We start from the raw sequence: 21509 nt of genomic DNA on the forward strand, positions 1-21509 counted from the left end.
GTGAGTTAGGAGGGGAATGTATTGGAAAAAAAAAGGAAGAAGAAAAAGGGATACATCCAGAAATTATCCACTGGCTTTACCGTTTTGCTGTTATTATTATCTGTTTGTCTCTCTTGTTCTATTGTTTTTGCAGAAGCTTTGAATGAACAGCCAACAGAGCAGCCTGTAGAACCTGAAGGCACAGAAGCCACTGAAAGCTCAACCATAGAATCATCTTTTATAGAAGACAACAGCGAAAAAACACCTGAGAGTGGTCATGTAGAGGAAACAGAGCCAACAACAAAACCTGTAGAAGAAATACCAGAGACAACTTCGGAGTCAGGCGCAGAACAGGAAAAGATAACCATTCAAGAAAATGCTGAAGCAAAGACACCATACCTTTTGAGGCAAACAGCAGGATTAGCAAACAGCGTCGCGGTCATCCAAGGTGGGATAAGTCAAGATATCACTCTGGAGGATCCTGATTTTAATCCATCATTAGTATATGCCAAAGCCGGAGATACGTTGAAGTTCACTTCTATTTTTACCCGTCCTGCAGATGTAGAGGTGAAGAGCTATACGATGACTTTTTCATTTAATAATCGTGGAAATTATCAACAAAGGGATAGTTCAAATTTATTACTAAGAAGAAGCTATCCGGGCTCTTCAGATAGAGATTTAGTAGATTATGTTTCTTGGATACCTAAAGGTTATGGTGCAGAAATAAACGTATATCGTTCAACTGGTCAAGATCCAATCAAAAGCGACATCCTTTTTACTTTTGAGCTGCAATTGAAAAGTAATTTTACAGGGTTTGATTTGATGAACTTTCAAACTGATTTATCTGTAGACTTGGAAACACTTGGAAGACAGCAATACTCAGATTCTTCCTATTATTGGCTTCATTTAAAGGATAACCAACCGACACAATTATCTTGGAACAAAGATTCATTGGAAGAAATGAAGGAAATTGATGCTCATGATGTCAGTACAACGCTGTCAGTGGCCTTCTATTGGAGTGATCCAGACAAGATGTCGGATTATTTACCCGATGGCTTTATCATGGAGGACGGTAATGGGTATGAATATATTGAGACTCGTGCAAACGACAATGTCAATTCCGGTACAATCATTATTTCACTGAATGCTTACCTTAAAAAGAAGCCTTACGGAAACAATTTCTTGACGATAAAGGCATACAAGGAAGATGGCGAAGGCAGAAAAACGATTATTTCAAATAAACTATTGCTGGATTTGACGGTGATCGGCTCAGTTTCATGGATGAGTGTCACAGACAAAATCAACTGGACGGTAACAGCGGGGCAAGATATGAGTATACCATTGGCAAGGACAGAGGATTTGACAGTCAACGTCAAAGATAGTCGCTCAGATAGTGATCGAGCTAGCAACCCATGGAAGCTGTCTGTTTCTACCATAAAAAATGGTTCAGAAGATTATCCCTTTTCACTGGTTTGGCAAGATACAGGCGAAACGCCAATAAACTTGGATAATACTGGAAGCATCGTCTACACATCCGGATCAGATTTGACGATACCTAACCCTGAACGACCTTTTGCTTTTCAAAAAAATTGGCAGATAGATGAAGGAATTCTTTTAAAGATAAATGATGCACCAAATATTGGCGAAATCTATGAAGAACCAATCACTGTAACTTGGACATTGGTTGATGTCAGCTCTGGGACATAGAAAGGGTGAGTAGTATGAAAATGCAACTAGGTAAGACGCTAATCACTGCATTACTTGTAATGCTCTTTATATGGCCTGTGTCATTTGCTTTGGGAACAGCACACGATGTCCATGAAGAACAAATACAGATTGAATTGATAGAAGGATTCACAGAAACTACTTCTACTGGAGAGAGTTCTTCCCAGAGCAGTTCCAAAGGGACACAACCTTCTAATCCTTCGTCCAGCAATAACAACGCAAAAAAGTCGTCAGGCAGCTTCTTGAAAGCTAACGAGTCTATTAGTTATTTAGGATCTTTTGTGGGGGGATTGCTGGTTATCTTCAGCCTATATTTTATAGTGAGACGACAAGGAGGGGGGAACAAACATGTGTAAAGTAGTATTTTTTATTTTCAGTCTTGTTTGTGTAGTTATACTGGCACCAATAACTGCATTTGCAGAAAAGAGCACAGCTGTGGAGATTTATCTGACGAAAAGCCAGTTGAGTCTGGTTGATGTTCAAAGCCCAACCTTCAGTCACCAGAAGTGGACAAGTGAAGAGCGAACGCTTACATCAAAAACAGATTTGTCAATTACCATCAAGGATAGTCGAACAGGAGGAAATTCAGCTTGGGCTCTCTATTATCGTTTGGATGCTTACCAAGAAAAGAACAGCCGATTATCGCTTGAACAGGCACGTACACATATTGGTCAAGGACAATTGACAAGTGCAGATAGAACGGTCACTTCTGATGAGTATCAAGCTTACCCCATTGATATGGAGGTGACGAACCAGACAGAGCAGTGTCTACTTAACCATATAAAAACGAATGAAAGTGGGCCGATTACGTACATTTATACAGTAAATAAAGACGATATTTCTCTGCAGTTGCCAAAAGGAATAAGGGCAGGAAGTTATACCGCACAGCAGATAATTACTTTAAGAGATTTACCAAAAAGCAATTAATGGTTATGGAGGAGATTAGGATGAGAAGTATCAAGTGGAAATTGATTAGTATATGTATGACGGGACTCTTTGTGACCTCGGTGCCGGCTTTTGCTACAAACGGCAGGACAGAGACCCACGTCACCGTGTTAGAAGGAACGAACCAGGGGATTCAGAATGTACCAGCTTCTTACTCCTTTTCAGGCACCTTTTCCCCAGGAGAAAGTATCTACACCTTGACGGGAATAGTTAGTGCCAATGAAAAGAACTATCTGGTAGAGGACTACACAGGGAAGTCTAAGAGCTGGAAATTGACAGCAACCGTTTCACCATTATCTGTGGCATCCATAGAGAGTGCGGAGGTAACTAGCTTAACGATTACACCTACAACAGGAAATCCAATCATATTAAGCTCAGGAACCGGTAATGGGAATCTGATTATGGAGAAAACAGCAACAAATTTTAATAACCAGGGGGAATATAAGCTGGAAGTTGCTAGTGTAGCGCTTGAAACAACAGCAATAGGGGATTACAAATTTGGGATTGGCGATGTCTTAACCGGCTCAATCACCTATACCTTGGTGGATACGATTCATCTCAACTAATTGGGATTGATTCCTATGAGCTATCAAGAAAGGGGATTACAGCGTGAAAAAAGCAATTAGTCTATCATTCAGATTATTGACTATAGGATTCGTGTCTATACTGTTGCTTTGTTTGGATGACCAGCTCGTGTTTGGGGAAGAAATTGGATTCAGCGTACAAGCAGACTTACCGGAAAATCAGCTAAATAAAGAGGTTTCTTATTATGATTTAAGAATGCAGCCAGGACAAAAACAGGAAATTCTTCTTCGTATTTCCAATACCTCTAATCAGGAACAAACTTATGAAATCAACGTAAATCAAGCATATACTAATAAAAATGGCTTTATTGATTATGAACAGAAGGATGTGGCAATAGATGATTCTCAGCAATATCCGCTGAAGGATATTGCTGTACACGACTCGGAAATCACTGTTCCCCCACAAACAAGTATCAACTTTCCCATTCAGCTGAATATGCCAGCTGCAGCCTTTGACGGTGAAATCCTTGGCGGTATCCAGGTACTGAAAAAGACAAAGGAAACGGAAGGGAAAATCGTGAACCGCTACGGCTATATTATAGGCTTGAGGTTAACAGAAACCGACACGCCTATCGAGCGCCGACTTGAGTTGAAGGATGTACGGGCAGAAAAAGCATTTGGCTCAACAGGAGTTGTAGCTGACATTCAGAATCCGGTCATGGAAGGGATTGGTCACTTAAAATATGAGTTGCTGATTAAAAATCATCAGAACAAAACGGTCAGAGAAAAAGTCTATGATAAGGAGATGTCGATTGCACCGAATTCCACTTACACCTTTGTGGTGGATTGGGAAAAGAAGCCGCTAGAAGCAGGCGAGTATCTATTTTATTTAACTATTTCTGATGCGAAGGGCAATCGCTGGAATTTTAAAAAGCCGTTTACAATCAGTGAAAAGGAAGCTAAAAAAGTGAATCAGGCACTAGTCCCCATAACACCTTCTTCGAATAGACCGTCCTGGCTATTTGTTCTATTAGGAATTTTGAGTGCTGGAGCTGTATTTCTCCTGTTCTTACAGCGGCAAAAAAAACTTACACAGCTGCAGCCGGTGATTACAGAGACAAATGATGGAGAAATGTCCAAAGCAGTTGAGGAGCAACCTGAAACGAAGATATAACCCAGGGAGAGGACAGCACCTACCTCATTTCTCGAAAGTAATCAAGCCTGTTTAGAAGGAACAGCGGCAATCTCCACACTATAATCCTAAGGTTGAATGGCCGTTTTACAAGAGCCGTACTATGGAAAGAAATTAGATAAGTCTCTCACCCTTAAATAAATAGAAATAGAGTGACCTTGTGTGTTTCTCTGTGCTGTTTTACCAAAGCATTGGATTTGCATTCTGATATTCTATTTGTAATCCAGCCAATAATTTATCATTCATTGATTCACTTCAACATTTTTATACAAACTTTTTTAACTACATTCGTTGGCCACATCTAAACAGGATAACGGCAGTCACTCTCCTCGAGGATTTCCGTTATCTTTATTCATTTACTATACCTTCTTTTTGGCGCCCTTAAATGCAAGAATTATCCAGCTCAACAGAATTGCCAGCAAGGCACCTACTGAATCCAATGCAACATCTTGAAACAGCGGTGAACGCCCCCCTGTAATCATCTGATGGATTTCATCTAATCCAGCATATCCTGTAGCCGCCAACCAAGCGACAACTCCAGTCAAGCCAAGCTGATTGATTCTCGGTTTTAATCCTAAAAACCAACTGCCGCCCAAAAGAAAATAGGTTCCCAAATGAGCCCCCTTACGGACAAAAAATTCAATAAAGCTGAAATAGCCTCTCGCTTGAATACTAACCTCTTCCCCTGCATAAGCAAACGAAATCCCGCTTAATTGTTCTTTGAAAGGCTGACTTGCCAGCCATCGTTCTAAAAAATCAAGCTGTGATTGCTCCGCATAGGTTTGAGAAGAGCTATAAAATAAAATAGCCATAATTATAAATGCTACAACTAAATATAGATTACTATTTTTCAATAAACCTTTCATTTCATCACCTCATCTCCTTATAGTAGCCTTTTTTAAGATAACAGACAATATTTTTTAACATTTTTTATTAATCTTAATAGTTGTTGTTTCCTCGTCTAGCTATTCCCTTAATCCATCAACTGAAAAAATAAAGGTTTTAAGCTATAATAATGAGTATCTGAAAAAAGAAAGCAGGTTAATTTATGACGTATTCACTAGTTTGGGATTTAGAGAGTATCTTCCCAGGAGGCAACTCTTCCAGCCAACTGATTGAACGAATGGAAAAAATAAAAAAAGATTCAGCTATTTATCAAAAAGCTGTTCAGGAATGGGACTTTTCTAGTCCGAAAGCCGCTCAAGAGCTTGCTTCTATTATCCAGCTCATGGAAAAAATCACTGATGGATTTATGCAGTGCAGCAGCTTTATTGAAGCTCTCCTGTCATCTCAAACAGACGATAGTACAGCCAAAGTTCTGCTAGGCTCTCTTAATAGTTTACTTCCTGCTATCCAGCTTGGGGAAACACTGTTGAAGAAGAAATTTTCTGAAATCAATGAGAACAACTGGCAGGAGCTTCTTGCTCAGGAATCACTGAATCAGTTGGCTTTTCGCTTAAATGAGTTTAGAAGAGAAGGCAGTTCTCTGCTATCTGAAAATGAAGAAAATATTATCAACACACTCTCATTGGATGGGCTAAATGCTTGGAGCACTCATTACGACACAATTGTTTCTACAATCACCATTCCACTAGTAGAAAATGACGGCTCCATAACTGAACTGTCTGCTGGTCAGGCATTTAATCGAATGACTAGCGATCCTGATTCTAACATTCGGGCAAAACTATTCGATGCTTGGGAGAAGGCCTGGGCAGCAAATGCTTCTGTGCTGGCTGACACCTTGAATCACTTAGACGGCTTTCGGCTAAACACTTATGCACTTCACGGCATGAATGATTTCTTAGAAGAACCTTTGCGCTATAATCGAATGAAGAAAGAAACACTAGATACTATGTGGCAGGTTGTCACTGATAATAAACAAATAGTTGTCGATTATCTCACCAGAAAAGCTCAATTGTTCGGAAAAGAAAAGATGGACTGGCAGGATCAAGATGCACCAGTTATCTTGGGAGATTTAAAAGAAAGAGTCTATACATTTGATGAGGCGGCTGCATTTATCCTGACTAACTTCAATCATTTTAGTCCAAAAATGGCTCAGTTCGCCCGTTCGGCTTTTGAAAATAGCTGGATTGAAGCAGAAGACCGCCCAGGAAAAAGACCGGGGGGCTACTGTACTGAATTACCGGAGACCAAAGAATCGCGAATATTTATGACCTTTGGCGGTTCTGTTAACGAAGTGGCTACTTTAGCCCATGAATTAGGACATGCATTTCACAGTAGTGTTCTTTGGGACTTACCTGCTCTCAACCGTGATTATGCAATGAACGTTGCTGAAACAGCCAGTACTTTCGCTGAATTAATTGTTGCCGATGCCTCCTTAAACGCTGCTGAGACTGAAGTGGAACGGATTAATTTATTGGATGCAAAACTACAAAATGCCAATGCCATGTTTATGAATATTCACGCCCGCTTCATTTTCGAAACGAATTTCTATAAAGAGAGACAACAAGCTTTACTGACAGCCGAACGTATTACTGAATTAATGACTAATGCACAAAACGAGAGCTATCAGGATGCTCTTGGCACCTATCACCCACATTTTTGGGCCAGCAAGCTGCACTTTTTCATTGATGATGTACCTTTTTATAATTTTCCATATACTTTTGGCTATCTTTTCAGTATGGGAATCTACGCCTTTGCTAAAAACCAAAGCCTAGGTTTCGAAGACAGCTATATTGCTTTACTTAGAGATACAGCTGCTATGACAGCTGAAGAGTTAGCTGAAAAACATTTAGCAGTTGATTTAACAAAACCAGATTTCTGGCAAGCTGGTGTTAATTTAGTTACTGATGACATCAAAGAGTTTTTACGCTTAACAGAAAAATATATTTAAAGATAAATATGCTTGTGATTTTTATAGTGATTTAATATCTTTTACAGTATAAAAAAAGAACTGGAATTTCTATTCCAGTTCTTTTGATTATTTACATAAATTACATACGTACTGCAAAGCTTGGTGTAAACGATCCTACATCCCCATAACAAACTCCCTGCGATGGGTTTGCTGCGTGAATATAACCGCCACCACCTGTAGCAATCGCAACGTGGTAGCTACCTCCAGGTGATCCCCAGAAATACAAATCTCCAGCTTGCGCTTGAGAAACAGCTATACGCGCTCCAGCACTCTCTTGTGGAACTGACCAACCGCCAATATCGCGACCAGTTACAGTTTTATAAACATACCAAGCTAATCCAGAACAATCGAATGTATTTGGACCTTGTCTGCCAGGACCTTGTGTATAACCTTTACCAATATGCTTAGATGCTTCAGCAACTATAGCACTTCCATATCCGGAAGAAGGTGGCGTTGGTTCTGGTGTCGGTGTTGGTTCCGGTGTTGGCGTCGGCTCTGGCGTCGGTGTTGGTTCCGGCGTAGGAGTCGGTGCTGGTTCTGGTGTCGGTGTTGGCGTCGTATTTCCTTGATTAGGCTCTTCCGAACTTCCCGGTGTTTCTTGAACATCAGAATTTGGTGTTTCACTACTTTGATTAGTCTGTTCTTCTGATGACACAGGAGACGTAACTACAGCTTCTACTGCTGCTTGTGCCGCTGCATCTTTGGAAGCCTGTTCTTGTTGAGCAATTAATGCACGCTGCGCTTCTGCTTCTGCTTTTTGCTGTGCAAATGAGGCTTTTTGGTCTTCAGCAGTAGCTCTTTCAGCTGCCAGCCCACTTTGTAGAACTTCCAAATCTAATTGAGATTTGATAATTTCGCCTTTTTGAGCTTCTAACTCGACTTGATTATCAATAATCTGTTGCAGTTTTTGATCATTTTCAGCTTTTTTCGCTTCAACAGCTTCTTGATCAGCTTTTTGCTGCTGTACTAAATCAGTATTCGCCTGAACAATTGTTGTCATCGCCTGAACACGAGTAATCGCATCAGAAAATGAGTCAGCAGAAAGAATTGCATCCATATAACTTGTTGCATTTCCGTTTACTTGAACGTCACGAGCTTGATCTTGAATCGCACGCTCGCGTTTTTCAATACGTGTTGTCAACACTGCAATTTCATCTTCTAAAGCTGTTGATTGATCTCTTAATTCTGTCTGCTGAGTTTGCAATGCATCAGACTGCATTACAATCCCTGCAATTTCATTTTGTAATGAAGCAATCTGTGTTTGTACAGTTGCCTGTTGGTTTTTTATTCCATCGATTTTTTCATCTTGTTGTTGGATTTGCGTGTCTACATCGTCTGCCAATACTGGTACGGCTCCGACGGTTGACAGTACTAATGAACTTAGCATTAGCATTGGGATTACACGTTTTTTCACTATTCATTCCTCCGACAAATTATTTAAACTTATAAATTAACAGTAGATAAATTCTTTTTAAATTAATGACTCCATCAGTTTAACATATCCCTATGTCATAGAGATAATAGAGACATTACAAAAGTATTTCAAATCCAAAAGAAAAAATACTGCAGACATGTAATCATTCTACAGTATTTTTATTGTAAAATACATTATTTACCCTGGAAAACGCCAAACCACTGCTCTAAAGCTTGACGGCGGTGCTGGTGCCCAGCCTTTTGTTGTGGAAACAAATCCAGACCCACCAGGATTATTCGCTTCAACAATTTGGACAACTCCGTTTTCCACACCAACAACTAAGACCGTGTGAACGCCGCCTATCCAGCCTGACGGAGTAAAGATATTTTCATATTGAACAACATCTCCCGGCTGAACCTGGCCCCATGATACTTGTGTTGCACCAGAAGCAACATATCCGCTGTGAGGATCGCCGACAGCAAAATTAATCCCTCCGGCATTTAACCAGCGACGTACAGAAACTAGACATTCCCCTTGCGCACCCCAGCCTGTCGGATAACTATTACCGACATCATTAAGCGCTGCACTGATTGCTGCCTGCTTCGCTTTAGATACTTCTCCTGCACTTCCTGGAATTGATGTGTCATTATTGCTGTTTCCAGCATTATTATTCGAATTATTTTCCTGAACAGGAGGTGTATCGATTTCTGTTGTCGTTCCATCTTCTTCGACAACGTTTGTCGTCGGTGTACTTGCTAATATTTCCTGAGCAAGCCGTTCCGCTTCTTCCTGTTTTTTCCGCTGCGCTTCTTTTTCAGCAGCTAGTTTTTTCTCTGCTGCTTCCTTTTGCGCAATAAATTCGGATTTTTTGCTTTCTTCTGTTGCACGCTGTGCTTCCAGTTCGTTCTTAGCAATCTCCTGTTGAATCTTCAATGTATCTAAAGAAGCCTGTTTAGCGTTTAAATCATTTGTTGCTTTTTCCAGGGCCGCAATCTGATCTTCAACAACAACTGTTTTATCTTCAACAGTTTCTTTATCAATTGTTTGCTGTTCTAAAAGATCATTATTCGCATTAACCAAGGTTGTTAACCCTTGCACGCGCGTCAATGCATCTGAAATAGACTCTGAATTCAAAAGAACCTCCAGATAGCTAGTTCCATTCCCACTAACCTGTACATCTCTAGCCTGCTTTTGCATTTGGACGTCTCTCTTTTGAATGCGGACATTCAAGTCAGAAATTTCATTGTACAATGCTTTAATTTCATCAGTCAGTGTACTTTTAGTCTCAGTCAGCTCATCCACTTTAGCAGCAATTTCCAACATTTCATCTTCTATTGCTGACAATGCCGCTTCTGCCTCTTGTTCCTTCGTCTTTAAGTCATTAATTTTTTGATCTTGCTCTTTGATTTGAGAATCGTAGTCTGTTGCTTCCACAGCTACTGGCAGGCTGACAGCAGTCAGTGCCAATGAACAAACCATTAATGTTGATAAAAACTTCTTCTTCACTAATTTATTCCTCCGGTTTTGCAAATCTATAATTTCATAATTATTTACACAAATCTTAACTTTTACTTCTTACAACATTGAAATTGTAACATAGATTTGTGTCATATACATAAAGATAATGTTACAAAACCATTTCAAGACCAATCATAAAATAACATCCATTATGTATTTCTACCAATTATAAATAACAAAAAAGAGGCTACGTTGTAGAAAACAGCCTCTTCATTGGGTAAAATAATAACACAAATACCAACATATTAAACAGGAGTGTTGGTCCCAGCACTCTTGTGATGAACAAAACCGGCCCTACCTTAGATAAATGAAAAATTACCTGTAGAGCAACTGCAATCAGCTCATAGCTAGTAACAAATATAACCATTCCAAAAAAAGCCGTAGGAATATTGGTCTCTAAAATCCCCTGAAAAGTATACATTAGCATAACTGTTGCTACAAGAGCTACAGTATAAATTCCTAATATGCCCAAATAATAACTATCACAAATCAACCCTAGGATTAACGCACTGATAATTACATAACTCTTTGAGAGATTGGGAATCATTGTTAAATAAGCAAGTAGTAATAAATGAGTACTTGGAAAATAAACGTTATCTAAAAGATTTTCAGCCCCCACAGACAGCTGTCCGTCCAGCAGCAGCAAGAAAAACAAAATAACTGGAGCAAAATATTTTATTTTCTCTTTTGGAATCATTCATTTCCCCCTGCCGATCTTTGAATAATAGTTACAACATTTATATCATACATATCCGCAAATGGTTTAACGTATATTTCACGATCCAGTCCGTAATGATCCGGCTCGATTTTTTCTACTGTTCCTATCGGAAGATTTGCTGGAGAGTTTCCACCTAAACCAGATGTCTGCACAATATCACCGACCTTGATTTCAGCCTCGCCAGTCAATTGTGTAGCAACCATCGCCTGTTCTTTTTCGTCGTATTCTTTTAGTAACCCATAAGAATCGCCGCCTTCGCTGCTTACACGCGCAGGAAAATGGTTAGAGTTTTGATTTTTCGATGTCAACAGCTCTACTTTGGAAGAGAAACCATTCACTTCGATCACCCGACCGACTAACCCTTTTTGAGACATAACAGCCATATTAACTTCGATTCCATCATTACTCCCCTTATCAACAACCATCAAATCCTGCCAGCTGTCCGGCGAGCGAGTAATAACATTGGCAGTTACCTTCTTATAGTTCGTCAATGTTTCATTCAGACCTAATTCGGCTTTAAGAGCGTCTATTTCTTTCTGGTAGTTTTGATTTTGGATAGCCAGCTCGTTGTAACTGTCAATTTTTTCTTTTAGCTTCTGGTTTTCATCATATGTATTGAAAAGGTTTGTTAGTGAAGATAGACTTCCAGCAACTGCTTTAGCAGGTGCGGAAAACATTTTATCGATAACGCCGACACCGTCATTTACGGCAGACTGAACAGCATTTGTTTTCCCATTGGAATTACGCTGAGCTGCAGTCACACTGATAATGGCAACAACAATAATGACTAATATCAATGTAATAATAATATTTTTATTTGGATTAAATTTTTTCACAATGACACCTCAGATAGTCTTCAAACTGATAGCCTTAATTTTACCACTATTTAGATTTAAACAAAAGAGCAGCAGCTGCTCTTTAACTTTTTTTATCAATTTTATTTTTGTAAAAAAACGAAGGAGCCGACTAATTCTTTCTCCAGCTCACAACGTTTTTCTACAAATGAGTTCTTGTATAAAAATCTGAGTCTGGAACCCTGCTGCTATCCCAGACTCGATCTGCTTATTTCTCTTTATTTTCGTCGCTTAGCATTGCTTTCCTTGACGCATTTACACGTCCTTGCTTATCGATTTCCGTTACTTTGACCAGAACCTCATCACCTAGCTTCACAACATCTTCCACTTGGTTTACCCGTTCGTTGGCAAGCTGAGAAATATGAACCAGAGCATCTTTTCCTTTAATCAGGTTTACAAATGCACCAAATTTTTCAATACGGACAACTTTTCCAAGATAAACTTGCCCTACTTCTACTTCTTTTGTCAGTTCTTCAATAATCTTGATTGCTTTTTGAATCATTTCTGCATCTGCTGAAGCAATACTCACATTACCTTCTTGATCGATATCAATCTTAACACCAGTCTCGTCGATAATGCCATTGATTGTTTCGCCGCCTTTACCAATTACATCCTTGATCTTGGCAGGTTTGATTTGAATCATTTCAATCTTCGGTGCATACTGGCTTAATTCTTCACGAGGCGCACTCAGTGTAGAAGTCAGCTCCGCCAAAATTTCCATACGAGCTTTTTTCGCCTGAGTTAAAGCTTCTGTTAGAATTTGTTCAGTAATACCCTGAATTTTAATATCCATCTGTAAAGCGGTAATACCGTCTTTTGTTCCAGCAACTTTAAAGTCCATATCACCAAGGTGATCTTCCAGCCCTTGAATATCAGTCAAAATAGTGTAGTTTTCACCGTCACTTACTAGACCCATTGCGATCCCTGCTACAGGAGCTTTGATTGGCACACCAGCATCCATAAGAGCAAGAATACCTGCACAAATACTAGCTTGTGAAGAAGAACCATTTGATTCTAATACTTCTGACACAACACGAATTGTGTAAGGGAAGTCTGTTTCGTTAGGAATTACCTGAGCCATTGCTCGTTCACCTAAAGCTCCATGCCCAATTTCACGGCGTCCCGGCGAACCTGCGCGTCCTGTTGATCCAACAGAAAACTGCGGGAAATTATAATGATGAATAAATCGTTTGCTGTCTTCGATACCTAGACCATCAATAATTTGATGTTCTCCAAGTGGTGCTAATGTACAGACAGATAAAGCCTGTGTCTGCCCTCTGGTGAACAAACCAGAACCGTGCACTCTTGGTAAAATCCCAACTTCAGATGCCAACGGACGAATCTCATCCAATTTACGTCCGTCTGGACGAATTTTGTCAATCGTAATTAATTCACGAACAACGTCCTTCTCCAAATCTTCAGCAATTTGCTTCACTTCTTTTGTAATACGGTCGCTTTCTTCAGAATCCGCGTATTTTTCTGCGTAAACTTCTTTAACCTGATCTTTAACTGCATCGATATTATCTTCACGTGCAAGTTTTTCTTCTGTCATTACAGCGGTTTTCATTGTTTGATAATAACCAGCGAATATTTCTTTTTTCAGCTCAGCATCTACTTGTAGAAGCTGGATATCCATTTTGGGTTTACCAACTGCAGCAACGATTTCTTCTTGGAAAGCAACCAGTTCTTTGATTGATTCAAAACCAAACAGCAAAGCACCAAGCATATCCTCTTCAGATACCTCTTTCGCACCGCTTTCCACCATGTTGATCGCTTTTTTAGTTCCAGCTACAGTTAATTCGATATCAGTATTTTCAGCTTGTTCAACTGTTGGATTCAATACATACTCGCCATTTACACGGCCAACATCAACACCAGCAATCGGACCGTCAAACGGGATATCTGAAATTGCCAGCGCAAGAGAGGAACCAAACATTGCAGCCATCTCAGGTGTGCAGTCTTGTTCCACACTCATCACAGTATTGGTAATCTGCACTTCATTTCGGAAGCCATCCGCAAACATGGGACGAATTGGACGGTCAATCAAACGAGCTGTTAATGTTGCACGCTCACTGGGACGTCCTTCACGTTTGATAAAACCGCCAGGAATTTTTCCTACAGCGTACATTTTCTCTTCATAATTGACAGTAAGCGGAAAAAAGTCAAAATCTCTGGCATCTTTTGAAGCAACTGCTGCACTTAATACTACAGTATCGCCATAACGAACCAAGACTGCTCCATTTGCCTGTTTTGCCAATTGACCGATTTCAACCTGCAGCGGACGTCCGCCCCAAGTCATCTTAAATACTTGTTTCTCTGACATATAAGTCTCCTTCTTGCCCTTTGAAAAGCGAGACGCTACTAAACAAATGAAAAAATCCAAATGGATTGAATCCTTTCATTTGGTTAGTAGAGTTTTGACTAACTTTTCAAAGTGCTGTTTTATTTTTTCAGCTTCAGTAACAAAGCCTTGTTTCCATTTTGTCTTGCCGGATACGCTTTTGCTTAGTGCAAAAACTACTTGGTCCTGCCATCCAATAGCAAAAAAGTGAGATTCTGGTGAATCTCACTTTCGCATGTTTGATTAACGACGTAATCCTAAGCGTTGAATCAGTTCACGGTAGCGTTGGATGTCAGTTTTACGTAAGTAAGCTAACAAGTTACGACGGTGACCGATTTTTTTCATTAGTCCACGATAAGAATGGTGATCTTTTTTGTGTACGCGTGCATGTTCATTCAGGTGATTGATATCAGCAGTCAATACAGCGATTTGTACTTCTGGTGAACCAGTATCTCCTTCATGACGAGCGTATTCGCTAATGATTTGGTTTTTCTGTTCTTTAGACATTGCCATGTGTTCCACCTCTTTCTATAATTGTCACCCTATTACTGAGTAAAGCGTTGGTGATTCGTCAAACCAAGTAATAGGCGGTGTGTTTCCACACAGAATATACTTTACAGGATAGCGTATTAAAAAGCAAGATAAAGCTTAGCATAATCCCTGTTTTTATATAGAAAACTCCCCATTTTTCTAATTTTTGTGATACACTTAATTACGCAAAATAATCCATAATGGAACAACGGCAGATTTGTGCCCGAATTCCTTAAAACCAAATAGACGGTGCTTCAGAAGCACTCTTTTAAAAGGGCAGCGGAAATCCAGTAAAACAGTAGCTCGCTAAGCCCATTGCTTCTGTAGCAGCCTCGTTTCCATTTATAGAAGGAGGAATTATCCTAGTGATTACCATGAAAGATATTATTCGAGAAGGACATCCAACACTGAGAAAGGTGGCAGAAGAAGTGGCTTTCCCTTTAGCTCAAAAGGATATTGAGCTTGGGGAAGAAATGATGACCTTTTTAAAAAACAGTCAGGATCCGGAAAAAGCAGAAGAGCTTCAGCTGCGGGGAGGCGTTGGTCTGGCTGCCCCTCAATTGGATATCTCTAAAAGAATAATTGCTGTTCACGTTCCCAGCGGTGATTTAGAAAATCCGGAACCCGTTTTAAGTGCTGTTATGTACAATCCGAAAATTATCAGTCATTCTGTTCAGGATGCATGCCTGTCAGATGGCGAAGGCTGCCTGTCGGTAGACCGGGAAGTGCCCGGCTACGTGGTTCGACATAGCCGCATCACTCTTACATACTATGATGCAGCTGGAGAAAAACAGAAAAAACGCTTAAAAAACTACGAAGCAATCGTTGTTCAGCATGAAATCGATCACTTGAACGGTATTATGTTCTACGATCATATCAACGCAGACAACCCTTACAGTCTGAAAGACGGCGTTTTGGTGATTGAGTAGCTTTCAGCTTCAGCACTAAAAGACAAAATTTCCAACGTTTTTCTTAAAAAGGAGTATACTAATCGTGTGTTATCACGAAAGGAATGAGAATCATGTTGGAAATCCATTATTTGCTGACAAGCAATGATACAAGTGAAAATGTAAAAATCTATGAGAAAGCCGCTGATTTCGTAGCTGCTCAACAGCGGGAAGTACCCGATTTAGAAGATTACTATAAAGTGACCCAGGTACTGCTTGACAATCAAGAACTTCCTTTAGAAGAAGCAACCATCTTCGGATTGTTTAATACATTGAATAAATGAAAAAAACAGAGCTGTGTTAGGCTTTTCCCCTAACATTGCTCTGTTTTTTTATTTCTATTTTTTCGAAAGCTCCGTCCCATTGATGCTGACTTTTTCTATATTTTCCAACTCCAAATAGCTGCCAGAAACCTGAATGCTGGTTTTTTTTCCTTCACTACCGGATGTCATCATACCATCCTTAAGATAGTCCAGTGTTGTTCCATCCTTCATTTGAATGTTAATCTGCCAGTCTGAATCATAGCTCTCCGACATATCCACAGTACATTCAAAGCTAAGGCTAAGCGGTGATAGTTTGATATTTTTCAGCTTTATTTTCTTACCATCTACAACCACATCTGTATCCTGCAAATCAGTAGTCGGAAGCGCCTGCGGCTCAGCCAGCTTAATCGCCCATTCCCCTGACTGCTGAATCTCGTGACCCATCCCATCAATCCGCACATCATATTCTGAAAGCTGTTCGGCAGAGATATCAAATATCAGCTCTTCATAATCTGTTCGACCTGTTTGATTATTATGCGTGCCTTCATCTACTTGAAAGCTGGCCATAGAATGCTTTTCTTCACCTGTTTTCCGATTAATTAATACAATAAAGGCGTATTCTCTTTTTATATGGTTTGGATATTTAATCTGAACATGCAGAAAATCGTCTTTGTATGCCGCGTTCGTCAAAACAACCTCTTGCTCTTCATCCAGCACTACATTCATTTCCAGCGGTTTCAGCCCTACTTTGTTCAACTCATCCCACGTCAAATTGTATTTTTCCATCAGTACAGGGTCAGAACCGCCTCCTTGACCATCCTGCTTAGAAATATCGATCCAAGCAGCTTGCTGATTAATATGATCTGATAGTTTGACTGGGCTCATTGTTTGCTTCTCCCAGCGCCCGGACAAAATTGATTCCAGCAAAAAGCCCGGAGTTGAAGCTGAACCGTCAAACGTGGCAATTGCTGTTGTTAGAATGGTTGCTGTTTTTGTTTTTTCATCATAATTAATAACCCGACTATTCCCACCACCGTTCATCTGCCAGCGATCAATCATTGTTTCCCCATCTAAACGGTCACCGGTCAAGTCAGTCAGTTCTGAAAGAAAATAGGTTGTACCGCCATCCTTAAATGCCGACACCGCAGTCAGACGCAGCCCCTGATCCTCTACCGAAGCATCCAGTTTATCTGTATTCAACAGCAGTTTGTCTGCATCGCTGCCAAACAATTGGTAGTATGTTCTTTTTAGCGTACCCAATTGAGTAAAGCCAACTAGTAATAAAACCAGTGCTGCAGCCGCAAAAATCAAACCCTTTTGCCATTTTTTTGTATTTGAAAGCTTTTTTATAGACGTATTTCCTGTTTTCTCTTCAAACCTTCGACTAATTGCCTGTAGATTTTCTTCTGAAAACGGTTGGGTATATTCTAAAAAATCATCCAGCTGTTCCTCAGTCAAATACTCCAACGGTACATCATGCTTCTTTTTAGTTTCCATACTCAGCCACCTCTTTCAAAAAATTTTCTTCTTCCAGCAACCGCTTCAGCCTTTTCTTCCCTCTGTATAAGCAATTGTCTACTTCCTTCGCTGGAAGCCGCATCACATCACGAATCGTTTGCGGCTTCTCTTCATAAAAGTAACGACGAATCATGATTTCTCTAGTAGGCTCATCCAGTGTGCGAATGGCATCATACAATGCCTGCCATTCTTCTTCCCTGCTCATCCTCAGTTCGCTGGCCGGTTCTTCTGCTTCTTCCAGTTGAATCATCTTTTTTTGATTCTTCTTCACTTTATTCAATGCCAAGCTACGGGCAATCACAGCCAGATAGCTTTTCAGCGATCCTTTCTCCGGCTGATATTTTTCCGGATGCTGCCACAAGCGGACAAATGTATCGCTGACCACTTCTTCAATATCCATTACAGCTGAGCCGTTTTTACTCGTTATTACTGTGGAAGCGACTGCCCACAGCAGCTTTGAATATTGCTGAATAAGCCTTTGATATACCGCTTCATCACGATTTAACAACCCGATATACACTTCTTCTTCCATTTCATCACCTCTTTTTTTATCGTTCACTATTAATACAATCAAAAACTGAGAATTCCTCACTTTTTTATATTTTTATCAAAAAAATTAGGAGCTTCCTATTTTTGGCGAACGATATTCACTATTACCAATTCCCTTATTTTGAAAAAATAAAAAAGAAGCCGGACAAAATAAGTCTCGACCTCTTCAATAATAAAACAGCGGCTGATTTCTTTTAATAATTTTATCAGATAAAGTTTAATTCCTTCAACGCTTTCCAGATACCGTCCTGATCGTTGGTGTCTGTTACAAGCTTCGCTTCTCTTTGAACATGAGGCTGAGCGTTACCCATCGCTACACCAACGCCGACTTCCCTCAACATCTCTCTGTCATTATCTCCATCGCCAAAGGCAATGATATCTTCCTGTTTGATTCCCACCCGGTCAGCCAAATTTAAAATTGTAGCTGCCTTAGAACCGTTTTCGGGAAGAATATCCACACTCTCTGGATGCCAGCGGACAAAACGGAATTTCGGGAATTGCTGCTCAAATGTACCTTCCAGCGACTCATCATAAAACGCCAATGCTTGATAGATGTCTGCCGATTGCTGGAACTGCTCATCGTAGTCCAAATCATGAAAATCGATTGAACGCATCGCTTCAACCACTTGGTTCGCACGATGTTTGTTTTTCTTTTTCACTTCGTCCAGCCCGACATACGCCAGCCCCAATTCATTCTTCTCAAGCTCAGCGGCAAAACGAAGCAGCTCGTCTTCATCTAACAAATTCTGATAATACTGCTCGTGATCTAAAAAGGCTGCTGCGCCATTACAAAGTATGTAGTTATCAAACGCTAAATCAAAGATGACCTTCTGCGCCATATAGCGGCTTCGTCCTGTGGCAATTGTGACTAGATGTCCTTGTTTTCTCAACGCTGCCAGCGCCTCTCTAGTACTGTCCAATGCTTGCTTATCTGTTCCTAACAACGTTCCATCGATATCGAATGCAAAAAGTTTTCTCTTCATGAAATTTTCAACCGCTCACTTTCTTCTCCTGCTGAGTAGCCTGCCAGTTCCCTCTATTTCAGTCCATTTTCTTCTAATCGAAAAATAGAACCCACACTGGTATTTTTAACACATTCATTGGTCTTTTTCAACTTTTTCTAATCGTTTAAGCTCAAAAAACGCACAGAATACAACACTTCAAAGTACCTTCACTTTACACTAAAAGAACGCACTAAAAATATTTTCGATAGAATTATTTCCTAAAACCCTCTGTTCTTTAAGTCCACAATAATATCCTGGTAAAATACACGTACATCAAACCCATCAATATTTTCTCTATTCAAGTCAATCATATCTGCATGTGAAATGCCCCGTTTTCCAATTGGGCCAACCAGTTTAGTATTTTCAAAATAGCTGGCTGATTCAACAGATACCAGCCCATCATTTTTCCCATCAAAATGCCTGACCACCGGATAAAAAATATTTAATGGGAATTTTCCTCCAGCTGCTTTATTTACATATGATGCTACGCCTTGATAATACACGTCGTCCTTATCAGGCATCTTGGCATTAAGTGTTTTGCAGGTCTCATCACTTAAATCAGTGACTGCTACTAAAAAGTCAGGATTTTGATCTCCTAATCTTCCCAAAGCGCCATTATAAATCTTCTCAACCCGATTCAGCATTTTTTGAGGTGCTTTCTTCAACAAATAATCTGCAAAAATACAGCCATGATGCGGTGTATTAATCGTAGTAAGAGAAGCGACATATTTATCCATACCATAATTGGAAATTGCATATCGGCTGTCGAGCCCGCCCTTAGAGTGTGCGATGATATTTACTTTTTCACACCCGGTTTCTTTCAGAATATTTTCGATTTGCTGTGCCAGCTGTTTTCCACAGTATTCTGCGCTTTGAGCAGACTCTTGATTTCCATAGTGGATAACCGCTCCTCTTTGCTTTAGAAATCTTGGAATTCTCCCCCAATAATTTAAATACTTTATATCCCGGAAAAAAATGCCGTGCACCAGCAGCAGCGGATATTTGGTTTGGCATTGAGTGGACGCCGCCTCTACATCAGCAGCTAAATCTTTCTCAAATTCAAAAGCTAATTCATCCTCCACAACTCGAATAACCCTTAACAGCATATAAATATTAACAACTGGAACCCAGCCGCAGACGGCAGCCATGATTCTCAGCTTCAACCCCAGTTGCACAGAAGACAGATAGACACGAAGCATACCATTCCAAAAAAGAAGCGCCTCTAAAAATACAATCCAGATAGTCGACAAAACCAATAGCTGCCAAGAAAAAGAATAATTTAGCAGAATGGGAAGGACTGTCAGCACCATCATGGAACAACTTACTACGAAAACCTTTAGAGAATAACAGCCTTTGTAGAGAACTGACAGGTGTTTTCGTTCAGCTGTTTTTTTAGGTATCTTATGAATTACTACTAGTGCACACCCCAAAAAGAGAACGAATATCAGCACTTTTACTTGTAAGCTTTGAGAGCTTACTAACCCGGCAAGCGGCAAAAAAAGACACAAATTATACAGGAATGCATAAACAAAAACCGGAACACTATTTCCTAGCGAAAACATGCGCAACATAAGCTTTCTCCTCCTTTTTAAAACAACAACAGCTTTTAAGATACTTTTTTATTGCTCTTCATGTGAAATCATTCATATAAACTATAGTATCACTCCGACGATTCATTTCAATAGTTCTCTTTGAAATCATACGCTATTCCAGCTAAAATAAGCAGCGCAGCTTCTGACTGCTTGAACCAATAAAAAAGACTAAAAACGCTTATTCAACAGCATTTTTAGTCTTTAGACAAAGAATATTTTATTAATCTAAGTAGTTGGTGTCAGCATTATTCAACCATGCATAGCCAAGTCCCATCACCAAACCGCCGCCAATAAAGTTGCCGATCAGTGCAAACACTAAATTATGCACAACATTGCCTAAAGTCATTGCTGCAATCGTACCATGAGAAGCAACATATGCCAGTGTAAATGCCGGGAAGTTTGCGATAACGTGTTCAAAGCCTAAGAAAGCAAAGATAAAGATAATGAAAATGATAGCAGCAATTTTCCCTGCATCATCTTTCATCCGCATACTCACCAGAACCGCTGTATTTACAACGATATTAGCAAACATTCCTTCTACCAAAATCTGTGTGGTGCTTTTTGTCAGTTTACCGGCAATTGCTGTAAACATATAGTTATCTGAAGCCAAATTTTGAAAAGGAGCTGTCTGACCAATCAGAAATCCGAACAGAACACCGCCGACTAAATTGAAGAGAATACATGTAAACAGAATTTTTGCAGCAAGCGGCAAGCGTATTTTTTTACGGTATACGCCAACAGTCATATACAACATATTTGATGTTCCCAGCTCAGCATTCATATACAGAATCATTACTAAAGACCAGCTGAACATAAACGCATAAAGCATTTTTCCTAGTCCGTGTGCAATGTCTTCACCTTTCATAGCGATTACAAATGCTACAGCTGTTCCTAAGGTTAAGAACATACACGCAAGCATTGCTCTGACAATATAACGGACAGTGCTGTTTTGAAACAAACTAATTTTTTTATTGATGGACTTGTCAATCTGTTCAAATAGTGGAGATACAGGTTTCATTA

General features: G+C 39.9%; 19 protein-coding genes. 7 read left to right on the top strand and 12 right to left on the bottom strand.

Annotation, left to right across the window (positions count from 1 at the left end; genetic code table 11):
* Window positions 1-21: 21 nt before the first annotated feature.
* The 4 genes from ACPWSO_RS14470 (at window position 22) to ACPWSO_RS14485 (ending at window position 4347) form a co-directional block, all read left to right on the top strand.
* Window positions 22-1686, top strand: coding sequence for a hypothetical protein (locus ACPWSO_RS14470; protein WP_426084289.1), 1665 nt, complete (start codon window positions 22-24; stop codon window positions 1684-1686).
* 366 nt (window positions 1687-2052) lie between these two features.
* On the top strand, window positions 2053-2631 hold the full coding sequence (locus ACPWSO_RS14475; protein WP_426084290.1) for a WxL domain-containing protein: 579 nt from the start codon (window positions 2053-2055) through the stop codon (window positions 2629-2631).
* A 20-nt stretch (window positions 2632-2651) separates the two neighbouring features.
* The gene (locus ACPWSO_RS14480; protein WP_426084291.1) at window positions 2652-3215 is read left to right on the top strand and encodes a hypothetical protein; all 564 of its coding nucleotides are present in this window, start codon (window positions 2652-2654) and stop codon (window positions 3213-3215) included.
* A 43-nt stretch (window positions 3216-3258) separates the two neighbouring features.
* Complete coding sequence (locus ACPWSO_RS14485) at window positions 3259-4347, top strand: DUF916 and DUF3324 domain-containing protein (RefSeq protein ID WP_426084292.1); 1089 nt, start codon at window positions 3259-3261, stop codon at window positions 4345-4347.
* Window positions 4348-4724: 377 nt separating this feature from the next.
* Here the strand turns inward: ACPWSO_RS14485 and ACPWSO_RS14490 are convergent, their stop codons facing one another.
* The gene (locus ACPWSO_RS14490; RefSeq protein WP_426084293.1) at window positions 4725-5231 is read right to left on the bottom strand and encodes a VanZ family protein; all 507 of its coding nucleotides are present in this window, start codon (window positions 5229-5231) and stop codon (window positions 4725-4727) included.
* 182 nt (window positions 5232-5413) lie between these two features.
* Here ACPWSO_RS14490 and ACPWSO_RS14495 point away from each other — a divergent pair, with 182 nt between their 5' ends.
* A complete protein-coding gene (locus ACPWSO_RS14495; protein WP_426084294.1) occupies window positions 5414-7219 on the top strand; it encodes a M3 family oligoendopeptidase in 1806 nt (601 codons plus the stop codon).
* 100 nt (window positions 7220-7319) lie between these two features.
* On the opposite strand, the gene ACPWSO_RS14500 is transcribed toward ACPWSO_RS14495, so the two are convergent.
* From ACPWSO_RS14500 to rpsO, 6 genes are all read right to left on the bottom strand, one after another.
* A complete protein-coding gene (locus ACPWSO_RS14500) occupies window positions 7320-8654 on the bottom strand; it encodes a PcsB-like coiled-coil domain-containing protein (protein ID WP_426084295.1) in 1335 nt (444 codons plus the stop codon).
* A 198-nt stretch (window positions 8655-8852) separates the two neighbouring features.
* Window positions 8853-10133 carry a coiled-coil domain-containing protein gene (locus ACPWSO_RS14505; protein WP_426084315.1) on the bottom strand — a complete coding sequence of 427 codons (1281 nt, stop codon included), beginning with the start codon at window positions 10131-10133 and terminating at the stop codon, window positions 8853-8855.
* 226 nt (window positions 10134-10359) lie between these two features.
* Window positions 10360-10869, bottom strand: coding sequence for a rod shape-determining protein MreD (gene mreD, locus ACPWSO_RS14510; protein WP_426084296.1), 510 nt, complete (start codon window positions 10867-10869; stop codon window positions 10360-10362).
* Window positions 10866-11726 (bottom strand): rod shape-determining protein MreC, encoded by an 861-nt coding sequence (gene mreC, locus ACPWSO_RS14515; RefSeq protein WP_426084297.1) that lies wholly within the window; start codon window positions 11724-11726, stop codon window positions 10866-10868. Before mreC ends, mreD begins: the two co-directional genes overlap by 4 nt.
* Window positions 11727-11952: 226 nt before the next feature.
* Entirely contained in the window at window positions 11953-14067 is a 2115-nt protein-coding gene (gene pnp, locus ACPWSO_RS14520) for a polyribonucleotide nucleotidyltransferase (protein WP_426084298.1), read from the bottom strand.
* Window positions 14068-14328: 261 nt separating this feature from the next.
* Window positions 14329-14598 carry a 30S ribosomal protein S15 gene (gene rpsO / locus ACPWSO_RS14525; RefSeq protein WP_086349479.1) on the bottom strand — a complete coding sequence of 90 codons (270 nt, stop codon included), beginning with the start codon at window positions 14596-14598 and terminating at the stop codon, window positions 14329-14331.
* A gap of 383 nt (window positions 14599-14981) precedes the next feature.
* Here rpsO and def point away from each other — a divergent pair, with 383 nt between their 5' ends.
* Together def and ACPWSO_RS14535 are read left to right on the top strand one after the other, a co-directional pair.
* The gene (gene def / locus ACPWSO_RS14530) at window positions 14982-15545 is read left to right on the top strand and encodes a peptide deformylase (protein WP_426084299.1); all 564 of its coding nucleotides are present in this window, start codon (window positions 14982-14984) and stop codon (window positions 15543-15545) included.
* 92 nt (window positions 15546-15637) lie between these two features.
* Entirely contained in the window at window positions 15638-15847 is a 210-nt protein-coding gene (locus tag ACPWSO_RS14535; protein WP_426084300.1) for a hypothetical protein, read from the top strand.
* Between the two features lie 54 nt (window positions 15848-15901).
* On the opposite strand, the gene ACPWSO_RS14540 is transcribed toward ACPWSO_RS14535, so the two are convergent.
* The 5 genes from ACPWSO_RS14540 to ACPWSO_RS14560 all read right to left on the bottom strand — a co-directional run bounded on the left by ACPWSO_RS14540 (window position 15902) and on the right by ACPWSO_RS14560 (window position 21507).
* The gene (locus ACPWSO_RS14540) at window positions 15902-17323 is read right to left on the bottom strand and encodes a hypothetical protein (protein ID WP_426084301.1); all 1422 of its coding nucleotides are present in this window, start codon (window positions 17321-17323) and stop codon (window positions 15902-15904) included.
* Complete coding sequence (locus ACPWSO_RS14545; protein ID WP_426084302.1) at window positions 17313-17876, bottom strand: RNA polymerase sigma factor; 564 nt, start codon at window positions 17874-17876, stop codon at window positions 17313-17315. Before ACPWSO_RS14545 ends, ACPWSO_RS14540 begins: the two co-directional genes overlap by 11 nt.
* A gap of 223 nt (window positions 17877-18099) precedes the next feature.
* The gene (locus ACPWSO_RS14550) at window positions 18100-18876 is read right to left on the bottom strand and encodes a Cof-type HAD-IIB family hydrolase (RefSeq protein WP_426084303.1); all 777 of its coding nucleotides are present in this window, start codon (window positions 18874-18876) and stop codon (window positions 18100-18102) included.
* Window positions 18877-19115: 239 nt separating this feature from the next.
* Window positions 19116-20468, bottom strand: coding sequence for an esterase/lipase family protein (locus ACPWSO_RS14555; RefSeq protein ID WP_426084304.1), 1353 nt, complete (start codon window positions 20466-20468; stop codon window positions 19116-19118).
* A 241-nt stretch (window positions 20469-20709) separates the two neighbouring features.
* On the bottom strand, window positions 20710-21507 hold the full coding sequence (locus ACPWSO_RS14560) for a formate/nitrite transporter family protein (RefSeq protein WP_426084305.1): 798 nt from the start codon (window positions 21505-21507) through the stop codon (window positions 20710-20712).
* Between the last annotated feature and the right edge of the window lie 2 nt (window positions 21508-21509).

The sequence above is a fragment of the Enterococcus sp. LJL51 genome (assembly GCF_049894025.1).
GTDB lineage: Bacteria > Bacillota > Bacilli > Lactobacillales > Enterococcaceae > Enterococcus_L.

Coding starts and splice junctions, on each gene's coding strand:
- ACPWSO_RS14475 (WP_426084290.1), top strand. CDS start 2,053: ATGTGTAAAGTAGTATTTTTTATTTTCAGTCTTGTTTGTGTAGTTATA.
- ACPWSO_RS14480 (WP_426084291.1), top strand. CDS start 2,652: ATGAGAAGTATCAAGTGGAAATTGATTAGTATATGTATGACGGGACTC.
- ACPWSO_RS14490 (WP_426084293.1), bottom strand. CDS start 5,231: ATGAAAGGTTTATTGAAAAATAGTAATCTATATTTAGTTGTAGCATTT.
- ACPWSO_RS14495 (WP_426084294.1), top strand. CDS start 5,414: ATGACGTATTCACTAGTTTGGGATTTAGAGAGTATCTTCCCAGGAGGC.
- ACPWSO_RS14505 (WP_426084315.1), bottom strand. CDS start 10,133: ATGGTTTGTTCATTGGCACTGACTGCTGTCAGCCTGCCAGTAGCTGTG.
- mreD (WP_426084296.1), bottom strand. CDS start 10,869: ATGATTCCAAAAGAGAAAATAAAATATTTTGCTCCAGTTATTTTGTTT.
- pnp (WP_426084298.1), bottom strand. CDS start 14,067: ATGTCAGAGAAACAAGTATTTAAGATGACTTGGGGCGGACGTCCGCTG.
- rpsO (WP_086349479.1), bottom strand. CDS start 14,598: ATGGCAATGTCTAAAGAACAGAAAAACCAAATCATTAGCGAATACGCT.
- ACPWSO_RS14535 (WP_426084300.1), top strand. CDS start 15,638: ATGTTGGAAATCCATTATTTGCTGACAAGCAATGATACAAGTGAAAAT.
- ACPWSO_RS14540 (WP_426084301.1), bottom strand. CDS start 17,323: ATGGAAACTAAAAAGAAGCATGATGTACCGTTGGAGTATTTGACTGAG.
- ACPWSO_RS14545 (WP_426084302.1), bottom strand. CDS start 17,876: ATGGAAGAAGAAGTGTATATCGGGTTGTTAAATCGTGATGAAGCGGTA.
- ACPWSO_RS14550 (WP_426084303.1), bottom strand. CDS start 18,876: ATGAAGAGAAAACTTTTTGCATTCGATATCGATGGAACGTTGTTAGGA.
- ACPWSO_RS14555 (WP_426084304.1), bottom strand. CDS start 20,468: ATGTTGCGCATGTTTTCGCTAGGAAATAGTGTTCCGGTTTTTGTTTAT.
- ACPWSO_RS14560 (WP_426084305.1), bottom strand. CDS start 21,507: ATGAAACCTGTATCTCCACTATTTGAACAGATTGACAAGTCCATCAAT.